The 12037-nt window shown below is 75.1% G+C and carries 3 protein-coding genes and 1 pseudogene; 2 read left to right on the top strand and 2 right to left on the bottom strand.

Annotated features, from left to right (window positions below; translation table 11 throughout):
* Window positions 1-845: 845 nt before the first annotated feature.
* Together ACFZBB_RS03755 and ACFZBB_RS03760 are read right to left on the bottom strand one after the other, a co-directional pair.
* Window positions 846-2168: pseudogene (locus ACFZBB_RS03755) on the bottom strand (serine/threonine-protein kinase); the annotation flags it as partial.
* Between the two features lie 2198 nt (window positions 2169-4366).
* On the bottom strand, window positions 4367-6037 hold the full coding sequence (locus tag ACFZBB_RS03760; protein ID WP_391117375.1) for a protein kinase: 1671 nt from the start codon (window positions 6035-6037) through the stop codon (window positions 4367-4369).
* 686 nt (window positions 6038-6723) lie between these two features.
* Between ACFZBB_RS03760 and ACFZBB_RS03765 the strand changes: the two genes are divergently transcribed.
* Together ACFZBB_RS03765 and ACFZBB_RS03770 are read left to right on the top strand one after the other, a co-directional pair.
* Complete coding sequence (locus ACFZBB_RS03765; protein ID WP_391117377.1) at window positions 6724-9990, top strand: FtsK/SpoIIIE domain-containing protein; 3267 nt, start codon at window positions 6724-6726, stop codon at window positions 9988-9990.
* Between the two features lie 504 nt (window positions 9991-10494).
* Complete coding sequence (locus ACFZBB_RS03770; RefSeq protein ID WP_391117379.1) at window positions 10495-11895, top strand: extracellular solute-binding protein; 1401 nt, start codon at window positions 10495-10497, stop codon at window positions 11893-11895.
* Window positions 11896-12037: the final 142 nt, after the last annotated feature.

Raw genomic sequence — 12037 nt, forward strand, 5'->3', positions numbered from 1 at the left:
GCGCCCAGGGCCGCGTCGGTGGGCGCGGTGAAGGGCGCGGTGGCCCAGTCGCCCTCCAGCGAGGCGGCGTCGCCGTCGAGCGCGGCGGCGGCCTGGGTGCCGGGCGTGAAGGCGAAGAGCCGCCCCGAGGCGGCGACCGCGTCGGGGCGCGCGGAGGTGTCCAGGCCCTTGATGACCTCGCTGGGCCGCCAGGCGCCGCCGGAGTACGGCAGCCGCAGCACGGCGCCGTCGGCCTTGCGGACCACGAAGGCGTCCAGGGAGCCGCGGGAGCGGGAGATCAGCGCGGGGGCCGAGGTGATCCGGCCCGCGGTGGGCACCAGCGCCCAGGCGTTCCAGCGGTCGCCGACCAGCGACGCGGTCACCAGGTCGCCGCCGACCCGTCCGACCAGGTCGATCCGGCCGGGCTCCGAGGACGCGGCGGCGGGCGCCGCGTCGAAGCGGGTCCGCTCGTCCACCTGCGACCAGGCGTCCCAGTAGCCGTCGGTCAGCGTGCGGCGGTAGAGCAGCCCGTCGGTGCCGAGCCCGAACAGGTCGATCCGCCCGGCGTGCGCGGACGCCACGGCCGGGTCGTCGTCCACGCTTATCCCGGTGAGCTTGTGCCACGCGCCGTAGCCGGAGCCGTCCCGGATCACGTACCAGACGTTCTTGTCGGCGCCGCGGGCGAAGACGTACGTGGCGCCGTCCATGGTGAGGGCGCGCGGGCCGCCGAGCAGCTTGACGCCCGCGGCCGGTACGTCCTTGTACGACGACCACTGCGGGAGCGTGACGGGCGCGCCGGTGCGGCCCTGCGGGGAGGCGGCGCCCGCGGTGGGCGCGGTCGGGGTGCCGCGGGTGGCGGTCGGCGTCGGGCTGGGCGGGGCGTCGTCCCGCGAGGTGCCGCCGGAGTCGTTGCCCGAGCCGGAGCCCGCGGTGGCGATCCCCCAGCCGCCGATACCCGCGACGGCGAGCGCGGCGGCGGCCGCGGCGGCGAACTTGATCCGGCGCTGGCGCACGGCGTCGGAGACCGCGCGGTGCCGGGGGCTGGCCGGGCGGCCCGGCGCCGAGGCGCGGCGCTGGCTGTCGCGGGCCGCCTTGCTGCCCTTGCCGTTGCGGGAGGCGGCGCCGTAACCGGCCAGCTCCTCCGCCGTGGGCAGCTTGATGCTGGTGTGGGTGTCCCGGCTGGAGTCCGGCGCGGCGCCCCTGACCAGCGGTACGGCGCCGCGCGGGCGGTCGGCGCCGGGGCCGCGGGGCGGTTCCGGGGCACCGGGCGGCAGGTCGGCGAAACCGTCGTCGTACGCGTCCTGGTCGTCCGCGCCCGGTCCGCCGTTGTCGGTGCCGGGGGCGGCGACGTCGAGCGCGGGCAGGCCCGCGAGGTGCGGCAGCAGGTCCCTCAGCCGGGTGGCCAGCTCGCCCGCGGTCAGCCGCGAGGCGGGCGCCTTGGCCAGGCAGGCCGCGAGGATCCGCCACAGGTCGTCGGTCAGACCGGGCAGCGGGGCGACGGTCTCGGTGACGTGCCGGCGCAGCACCGCGCCGGGGTGTCCGCCGCCGAACGGCGTGAATCCCGCGAGGAGTTCGTACAGCACGGTGGCCAGCGCGTAGATGTCGACCGACGCGCGCGGCGGCAGGCCCTCGATGATCTCCGGGGCCAGGTAGTCGGGGGTGCCGATGATCCGCGTGGCACGGGTGCGGCGCGGGGTGTCGACCAGCCGCGCGATGCCGAAGTCGGTGAGCAGCGCGGGCGGCGCGCCGCCGGGGCCCGTGGCCACGGCCGAGTTCAGCAGCACGTTCTCCGGCTTCACGTCGCGGTGGACGACGCCCGCCGCGTGCGCGGCGGCCAGCCCGTCCGCCACGTCCGCGGCGATCGCGACGGCGGCCTCCGGCACCAGGCGCCGCTCGCGTTCCAGCCGCGAGCGCAGGTCGGTGCCGCGGACCAGGTCCATCACCAGGGCGAGGTCGGTGCCGTCCACCACGAGGTCGCGGATGCCGACGATGTGCGGATGGTCCAGGGAGAGCAGCGCCGTGCGCTCCTGCACGAAGCGGCCGACGAGGTCCTGGTCGGAGGCGAGGTCCTCGCGCAGCAGCTTGATGGCGACCGGGCCCTCGGGGCCCTCGCCGAGCCACACCGTGCCCGCGGACCCCCGCCCGAGCACCTGGTGCGCGGTGTACCGGCTGCCGATCTTCCTGGCCAAGGCTTGCTCCGACTCCTCCGACAGTCCGTCGTGTTGGCGACAAAGCTACGCGGATCAGGGGCCGTTCGGGGTACCCGAGCCCCTCACGCGCCGTTCCGCCACAGAAATCACCCTCCAGAAGTCGACAAATCCCCACCCCAAGCACCCCAAGGGTGCAAGGGTGCCTCGCCGGGAGGGCGCCCTCTCCGGAGGTGGGTGCGCTGGGGGGCGCGCCGGGGGTGGGTGCGGCTGCGCGGGGGGGGGTGGGTGCGCAGGGGGTGCGGCGGTGGGGGGTTGGTGGGTGGCAGGTGCGAGGTGTGGGGTACGCCGCCTGGGCGCGGCTGCGGGGGTCCGCTGGTGGGGGGCGGGTGCGTGGGGGGCTGCGCCGCCAGGTCACCGCCGCGCAGGAGGGTTCGCCGGTGGGGTCCGGGTGCGCGAGAGGCTGCGCCCCAAGGTCGCTGCTACGCAGGAGGGTTCGCCGCTGGGGTCCAGGTTGCGGGGTGCGGGGTACGCCGCCTGGGCGCGGCTGCGGGGGTCCGCTGGTGGGGGGCGGGCGCGCGGGGGGCTGCGCCGCCAGGTCACCGCCGCGCAGGGCGGTTCGCCGCCGGGGTCCGGTTGCGCGGGGGGCTGCGCCGCCAGGTCACCGCCGCGCAGGAGGGTTCGCCGCTGGGGTCCAGGTTGCGGGGTGCGGGGTACGCCGCCTGGGTGCGGCTGCGCAGGAGGGTTCGCCGGTGGGGTCCGGGTGCGCGAGAGGCTGCGCCCCAAGGTCGCTGCTACGCAGGAGGGTTCGCCGGTAGCCATGGAGCCGAAGGGCGCGCCGGTGTTGAAAAGGAGAACGCGCACAGTGACCGAGGAACGAGGGAACGAGCACGATCGACTGTCGACACCGGGTCTAAGCGCCCGGAGGCGGAAGGGCGGCAAAAAAGGGGATCGCGGTGCGCATAGGAAGGACGGCTCCCCCGCAGGGTGAGGATGCGCGAGGCGGTTCGCGCGACGGTGAGTTCACGCTGGAGGGCACCCGCGCCGGGTGAGCTTGCGCGAGACGGTTCGCACCCCGGTGAGCCGGCGAGAGAGGGCACCCGCGCACGGTGGCCCCGCTGAGAGGGCTCCCGCACAGAGTGAACTCGCGCGAGACGGTTCGCACCCACGGTGAGCCCACACAGGACGGCACCCATCCACCGTCACCCCCAACACTGAGCCGCCGGGAGACGGTTCCCACGCTCGGCGAGCTTGCGCGAGACGGCACCCCCGCACGTTCACCCACAACGCTCAGGCGCGCGAGAGCGCACCCACGCACGGTGAACTGGTACGAGACGGCACCCACCACGGTCAACTGACCCGGGAGGGCACGCACCCCACGGCGACCTCACGCGAGACGGACCCACCTACGGCGAACCGCGCATGGGAGCCCTCTCATGTCGGCGCACCGCTAGGTAGGAGCCCTCTCGCGTCAACTCACCCTGCGCCGTGCCCTCTCGCGCATGCCCACCGCGCGGAGAACCGCCTCGCCCATGCTCACCGTGGTGCGAACCGCCTCGCGCATGCCCACCGTTCGTGCGAGCCCTCTTGCGTCAGCTCACCGCGATTCCCTTTTTTTGCCGCCCTCTCGCCTCCGGCGGCTTAAATCCGGTGTCGACGGTCGATCGTGCTCGCTCCCTCGTTCCTCGGTCGCTGTGCGCGTTCTCCCTTTCAACACCGGCGCCGCCTTCGGCTCGCTGGCTACCGGCGAACCCACCTCACGCAAACCCACCCAAGGGGCCCAGCCCCTCACGCAAACCCACCCCAGCGGCGCACCCTCCCCCGCAGCCGCACCCAGCGGCGAACCCCACCGCGCAGCCGCACCCAGCGGCAAACCGCACCGCGCAGCGGTGCCGTAAGGGCGCAGCCCCTCGCGCAACCGCACCTCAGCGGCGCGCCCTCCCCCGCAGCCGCGCCGAACGGCGAACCCCACCCCGTAGCGCTGACCTCGCGGCGCAGCCCCCTGCGCAAACGCAACCCAGCGGCGAACCCCACCACCCCACCACCCATCGGTGCCCTACACGCCCAGCCCCTCGCCGAACTGGCCCGCACAAGCCCAGCCGCACCCCAGCGGCGAACCCCCTCGCGCAACCGCACCTCAGCGGCGCGCCCTCCCCCGCAAACGCACCCAGCGGCGGACCGCCCTGTCCTACAGGGCCGTCATGCGGCGAGCCCCGTCGTCAACCGGCGGGCGGAGCCCGTTAGTTGCCGTTGGAGTCGCCCGTGATCGAGGAGATTTTGTCGTAGACGGTGCTGACCCAGCCGGAGGAGGCGTCCCAGAGGTTGCGGGTGCTGTTGACCCAGTCGGGCAGGGGGGTGGTGTACCAGACGACGACGAAGATGACGACGATCACGAGGATGACGGTGAGGCAGCCCTTGAGGCAGCCGAGGCCCGGGATCTTCATGGGGTTGGCGCTGCGCTGGCGGGGCTCGCGTTGGCGAGGCTCGGGCGCGGGGGCGGGTGGGCGCTGGGGCTCGTAGCGTTGCGGCTGCGGCTGTTGGTAGCGCGGCTGTTGGGGCTGGGGGCGCTGCTGCTGGGGCTGCTGGTACGGCTGCGCGTAGCCCTGTCCGCCCTGCTGCCCCCGACCCTGCCCCTGTCCCTGTCCCTGGTGCGGCTGGCGCGGCGGCTGTTGGGGCTGGGGGCGGCGGCGCGGCTCGCGGCGCAGGGGGTCCTGTTCGGGGGAAAGGTAGCGCAGCTCGGTCTGCTCGTTGCGGTGCCGCAGGGCGCTGAGCTGGGACTCCCACGGGTGCGGGCCCTGGGGGGCGCCGGGGCCCTCGTCCGGGACCGGCGGCAGGACGCGGGTGCCCTCGGCGGCGGCCCCGCCGGGGCCGGGGTCGCCGGGCAGTTCGGTGGTGGAGGCGTTCGGGTCGTAGGTGGAAGGCGTCGCGCCCTGGCGGGAGGGGAGCAGCTGGGTCGGCTCCGCGTCTGCGGAGGCGGAGGCGGAGCCCTGGCCGGTGCCGGGGACCAGCGTCGGCGTCGCGTCGGGCGCCAGGAGGCCGCCGACGGCGAAGGCCGCCTCGGCCGCGGCGGGCGAGGAGTGCACGCCGATGCCCGCGGCGACCACGCGCAGCGCGCGGGCCAGGTTCTCGGCGCTGGGCCGCTGCCCCGGCTCCTTGCGCAGGCAGCGCTCTATCACCGTCCACAGCGGTTCCGGCACGGTCGTGGGGCGGCGCGGCTCCTGGTTGAGGTGCGCCTGGAGCACTTCGATGGCGCTGTCGCCGCGGAACGGCGGACGCCCGGTGACCAGCTCGTACAGCAGGATGCCCGCGCCGTAGACGTCCACGGCCGAGGTCTGTGGGCGGCCCTGCGCGGACTCCGGCGCGATGTAGGCGGGGGTGCCGACGAATTCGTGGGTACGGGTGAGGCCCGGCGAGTCCGCGAGCCGCGCGATGCCGAAGTCGGTCAGCATCGGGTGCATCTGCGGATTGCCGTCCTCGCCGGTGACCGTGGCGAGCAGCACATTGGCGGGCTTGAGGTCGCGGTGCACGACGCCGTCGGCGTGGCTGGCGGCGAGCGCGTCGGCGACGGCCGCGGTGAGCAGTGCGGCGCCGACCGGGCTGAACGGCCCGTTCTCACGCAGGTAGCGGTGCAGGTCGGGGCCGTCGATGAGGTCCATCACCAGGGCGAGCAGATCGCCCTCGACGACCAGGTCGCGGACCCGGACGATGTGCGGGTGGCGCAGCCGGACCAGCACGGAACGCTCGCGCAGGAAGCGCATCACCACGTCCGGGTCGCCGGCCAGCTCTTCCTTGAGCACCTTGACGGCGACGGCGCTGCCCTGCTCGCCGCGCACCTGGCCACGCCAGACGGTGCCCGTGGCGCCGCGTCCCAGCGGTTCCTCCAGGAGGTACTTGCTGCCTACCGGCCGCACGTCATGCGCTCCCTGCTCCGTAGTGTGTCCGCCCTGACCGTGCGCGCCGCCGGCGCGTGCGCGGCGGTGCTCATGGCCGTACTCATGGCGGGCTCGCCCTGATTCCGGCCAAGCGTAGTGCCGCCGGGCGGGCCCGCGTCCTGGCCGCGCCACGGGAATCGGCCCGTGCCGCGTTCCGTCGGGCGTTCCGTGCCGTGCCCGGTGTCCCGCCCACGACCCGCCGTCAGCCCGCCGTCGGCCGGACGACGGCCCGGCGACGGCCCGCGGAGGGTCCGGGAACGCCCGAGAACGTCCGCGAACAGTTGTCCGACCTAGGACGCGAGGACCGGGCTGTTGGTTGCGTCACGTGGTGTCACCGGCATGTGCCGTGGCGCGCGGCGCATCGCGTACGCAGGGCCCGCGCCCGGTTTGTGGCGGCGATCGGCCACGAGCGGCGGCTTTCCGGTCGGATGCGGCGCTCTTTCCGGACGGTTTCCGTCGCGGGATGATCATCTGCCGTACTTTCAAGATCACTCGGGGCGGGACCGGGGACGGGGTGTCAGTGGCGGGTGGGAGGATGCACCCGTACGGTCCGGATGGGGCAACGGGGGCTCCACCGCTCGTGCTTGTACGTGTCGACGCGCCCGCGCGCGGCCGGGGAGGGGACTTCCCGCCGCGGGTCAGGGCAGAAGGGGAGCGCGGACGAGATGCAGATCCGGCTGACCGTCCTCGGGCCGCGCAGCGGTCGGGCCGTGCGCGCCTGCGACGTGCTCATCACGGCGCCCGCGGGGACCACGCTGGGCGCGGTGGCCGGTGCCCTCGCCTCCGCGGCCGGGTCCGGGCAGCCGGGCAGGTCCGCCGGGTCGTCCGTCGCGCTCTTCGCCGGGACGCTGCGGCTCGCGCCGACCACGCCGCTGGGCGTGCCGCCCCTCGTGGACGGCGCGCTGCTCTCGCTGCACGCGCCCGCGGAGCAGCGCGGCGGCCATGTCGCGGACCACGGTCAGTACGGCCGGTTCGGGCAGTACGGGCAGCCGCCCGCCGAGACGGCCAGGCTGCATGTGGTCGGCGGCCCCGACGCGGGCGGTGTGCACCTGCTCCAGGGCGGCCAGGCCAGGATCGGCCGCTCGGCCGACGCCGACGTGCCGCTCGACGACCCGGACGTCTCCCGTCTGCACTGCGAGGTCGCCTTCGGCGCGGACGGGCTCATCACCATCGCCGACCTCGACTCGACCAACGGCACCACCCTCGCCGGGCGGCCCGTCGGCCCCCGCCCCCTCGCGCTGCCCCCGGGGGCCCTGCTCCGGATCGGCGAATCGACGCTCCGCCTGGAGTCGGGAAGCTCCACCGGGCCCTCCGCGCTCGCCGCCGAGCCCGACGCCGACGGGCACCTGCGCGTCTCGCTGCGCGAGCCCTCCGCCCCGCTCCCGGTCGCCGACCCCTCGTCCACCGTCACGCACGGCGCGGGCCTGGCCCTGGGCGCGGCCGTCGACGCCGGTGCGGGTGCCGCTGCCGGCCCCGGTGCCTTCGGCGGTACGCGGCCGGACGGCCTCCCCGGCGCGGGTACGTCCGGCACGGCGCACAGCCGTCCCCCGGCGGCACCCGAGGCCGACGCCTACGGCCGTACGCCCGGCGACCCGTACGACGCGCCCGGCACCCCCGCCGACGTGTACGGCGACGACGGCGACGAGGACGACGCCCCCCTGGGCAGTGGCCGCCGGGCCACCGGTGAGCGCCGGGCACCCGGATTCGACAGCGCGCGGCGCCCCGGTGGCGGCGGCGTCGTCGGGTCGATAGGGGCCTGGGCGCGGCGGCGGCTCGGCGCGGTGAAGGGTGCCGAGGACGACGGGGACGGCGGGGAGGCCGAGGCGCTGCGGGAGCGGTGGCCCGATCCCGCGGCCGTCCTGTTGACGGCGCTGGGCCCGGGACGGCGGCTGTGGGAGCGCGGTCCCGGCCATCCGGACGCGCTGACCGTACGGCTGGGGACGGCGGATCTGCCGTCCGAGGACGGGACGCGGCTGCTGACGGCCGTGCCGTTCACCGTGGACCTGCTGGCGCCGCGGACGGCCGCGCTGACCCTGACCGGGCCCCGGCCGCGGCTGGCGGGTGTGGCCCGCGCCGTCCTGGCGCAGCTCTGCGCGCTGCACTCCCCCGCCGTTCTTGAGCTGGTGATGCTGAGCGTTGACCGCGCCCGCACCGCCGACCAGCGCGCCGAGGAGTGGTCCTGGCTGAACTGGCTACCGCATCTGCGCCCCGCGCACGGCCAGGACTGCCGGCTGCTGCTGGCCTTCGACCGGGATCAGGCGGACGCGCGCACCGGCGAGCTGGCGCGCCGCCTGGAGGCGGGTCCGCTGGGCGCGGGCTGGGCCGCCGCGACCCCTGAGGCGGCTTCGGCTGCGGCGGCCTCCTACGAAGGGCCCTTCACGCTCCTGGTGGTGGACGGCGATCCGGGGTCCACCACGCTGCGGCAGACCGTGGCGCGGATCGCCGTCGCCGGACCCTCGGTCGGGGTGCATGTGCTGTGCCTGGCCGAGAGCGGCGAGCGGCCCGCTGTGGACACCGGGGTCGTGGCCCGGCTGTCGGGCGACGTGGCGACGACGCTGCGGATCGAGCCCGCGGGCCCGGCCGCCGCGAGCGCGCCGCCCGAGCCGGCCGCCGACGACATAGTGCTGGACGCCGTGTCGGCCGCGTGGGCCGAGCATTTCGCGCGCGCCCTGGCACCGCTGCGCGAGGCTGACGGCGAGGCGTCCGGCGCCCGTTCGCGGCACGCGCTGCCCGGCACCGTACGGCTGCTCGACGAGCTGGACCTGGCGCTGGCCACGCCCGCGAAGATCGCCGACCGGTGGGCGGCGGCCCCCGCGGCGGTCGGGGCGGCGACGGCCGTCCTGGGCGTCGGCGCGGGCGGCCGGGTCGCGGTGGACCTGGTGACCGAGGGGCCGCACGCGATGGTCGGCGGCGCGCCGGGCTCGGGCAAGACGGAGCTGCTGCGGTCGGTCGCGGCGGCGCTCGCGGCGGGCGACCGCCCCGAGCGGCTGTCCCTGGTGCTGGTGGACGGGGCGGGGCAGGACCGCGGCGAGGGCCTGCGCGCCTGCGCCGATCTGCCGCACGTGAGCACGCATCTGGTGGCCTCGGACCCGTTGCGGATGCGGGAGTTCGCGCAGGCGCTCGGCGCGGAGCTGAAGCGGCGCGCGGAGCTGCTCGACGGGCAGGACTTCGCGGCGTGGCACGGGGACCGGCTGGTCGCCGCGACCGTGCCGCACCAGGGCGGGCCGCACCAAGGCGGCCGGTCCGACGGACGGAATGAGGCGCGCGCCGGTGAGACGGGGGCGCGCAAGCCCACCGGTCAGGGCGCGGTGACGGCGCGGACCCAGCCCGTGCTGCCCCGGCTCGTGGTGGTCGTGGACGACTTCGACGAGCTGGTCGCGCCCGGTCTCGGCAGCACCGGCAGACCGGCGGCGGGCAGTGTCGTCCGGGCGCTGGAGGCGGTCGCCAGGGAGGGCGCGCGGCTCGGTGTGCACCTCATCGCGTCGACCGGCCGCCCGGAGCGTACGGCGGCCACCGAGGCCGACGAGCGGTCCCGGCTGCGGATCGCGCTGCGCATGCCGGACGCGGAGTCCGCGGCGCTGCTGGTGCATGTGGAGGACCCGGCGGGGCTCGACGACACGGTGCCGGGGCGCGGCTATCTGCGGCGGCCCGGCGGCGCGGTGACGGCGTTCCAGGCGGGCCGGGTCAGCGGCCGTATCCCGCGTACGGCGACGCTCCGGCCGACCGTCGTGGCGCTGGAGTGGGAGCGGATGGGCGATCCTCCGGCCCGCCGCCAGGTCCGCGAGCTGGGCAACGGCCCGACCGATCTCGCCCTGCTGGCCAGTGCCTTGCAGCGGGCGGCGGAGTCGGCCCCTGAGGAGGCGGGCGGGCGCACCGCGGAAGGCGCCGCGTCCGCGAGCGCGCCGGGTTCCGCCCCCGGCCCGCTGATCTGACGTCACGCGGCCGTCGGACGGGCATCCCGCCGAATCCGCCCGTACCGACGCGTCCGACGCGTCCGCGCGCGGATTTCACGCGGATGCCCTGATCCTGCCCCGTCCGCCAATTCGTACCCGCCCGGCGATCCGATTCCGTCCGGCGGGCGCCAAACCGTCATTGGTCTGAACCGGTCCGGTGGCCGACGGCGGTCAACTGGCCCGCATCAGACGGCTGATCTGCGATGTTCCGGCGGTCATCGCGCACGCCGGCCGTCGATTCCCGTGCGGATACGCCGATTTGACGGGGCGTTGGCCAACACCCCGTTCTGCGGCACACCCGTGCCCCGGCATTCGGGAGGCGCGTGACGGACAAGCGGCGATATTCCAACAGCCGTCCCTGTTAAAGCGTTTGGCTCAAGATCACGTCATGGTCACGATAGCTGTCACGGAGCGGCGTACTCCCTTGCGGCTGGGGTTCACGAAGGCATAGGACAGACGCCACGGGACTGAGGGGATGGCCAGATGCGTACGCTGAAGAATCCGCGCACCAGCCGAAACAACCGCACTACGCGCATAGCGCTCGCCACAGTGACGGCGACCGCGCTGGCGTTGACCGCCGCCGCGTGCGGCGGTGACAGCGACAAGAAGGACGACGGCGGGAAATCGCCGAGCGCGTCCGCCACGAGTTCCGCCTCGGGGGTCAAACTGCCCGATCTGCACGGGCAGAAGCTCGAAGTGGCCGCCGTGTGGACGGGGCCGGAGCAGAAGAACTTCCAGAAGGTGCTGGACGCGTTCGACAAGCTCACCGGAGCGAAATCGACGTTCGTCCCGACCGGCGACAGCCAGTCCACCTTCCTCGGCACGAAGATCGAGGGCGGCGCCCCGCCGGATGTCGCCTTCCTCGCGCAGAACGGCGTGCTGCACCAATTCGCCGACAAGGGCTGGCTGAAGCCGCTGGGCCCCGAGGCGACCGCGCAACTCCAGAAGAACTTCTCCCCCGGATGGCAGAAGCTCGGGGCGTGGAAGGACAAGCAGTACGGCATCTACGCGAAGGTCTCCAACAAGTCGCTGATCTGGTACAACAGCGCGGCTTTCGAGACCGCGGGCGCCTCGGTGCCCAAGACCTGGGACGACTTCCTGAAGACCGCGGAGACCGTCTTCGAGTCGGGCACCCCGCCGGTCTCGGTGGGCGGCGCTGACGGCTGGACGCTCACCGACTGGTTCGAGAACATCTATCTCTCGCAGGCCGGTCCCGAGAAGTACGACCAGCTCGCCGCGCACACCATCAAGTGGACCGACCCGTCGGTGAAGGACGCGCTCACCACGCTCGGGCAGCTCTTCGGCAAGAAGGACCTGCTCGCGGGCGGCAACAGCGGCGCGCTCGCCGCCGACTTCCCGAAGTCGGTGACGCAGGTCTTCACCGGCAACCCGCCGGCCGGCGCGATGGTCTACGAGGGCGACTTCGTCTCCGCGTTCATCGCCGCCAACACCAAGGCGAAGGTGGGCACGGACGCGAAGGTCTTCCCGTTCCCCGCGGTGGGCAGCGGCAAGGCGCCGGTGGTCAGCGGCGGTGACGTGGGCGTGGCGCTGAAGGACAGCCCGGCCGCGCAGGCGCTGCTGACGTACATCGCGACGCCGGAGGCGGCCAAGATCTGGGCGCAGGGCGGCGGCTACCTGTCGCCGAACAAGTCGCTGGACTTCGCGGCGTACCCGGACGACGTGCAGCGGTCCATCGCGCAGGCGCTGATCGCGGCGGGCGACGACTTCCGCTTCGACATGTCGGACCAGGCTCCGGCCGCCTTCGGCGGGACCAAGGGCCAGGGCGAGTGGAAGGACCTCCAGGACTTCCTCTCCAAGCCGTCCGATGTCGCGGGCGTGCAGGCCAAGCTCGAAGCGGACGCCGCCAAGGCGTACGGGAACTGAGGCGAGATGCCCCCGATGGCTGACTCCGCCGCGGGGGCGGGAGGCGGGGGGGCCCCCGGGGGGGGGGGGGCCCCCCCCCCCCCCCCCCCCCCCCCCCCCCCCCCCCCCCCCCGCCCCCCCCCCCCCCCCCGAGGGACCCCCC

This window comes from Streptomyces sp. NPDC008139 (assembly GCF_042957025.1).
Lineage (GTDB): Bacteria > Actinomycetota > Actinomycetes > Streptomycetales > Streptomycetaceae > Actinacidiphila.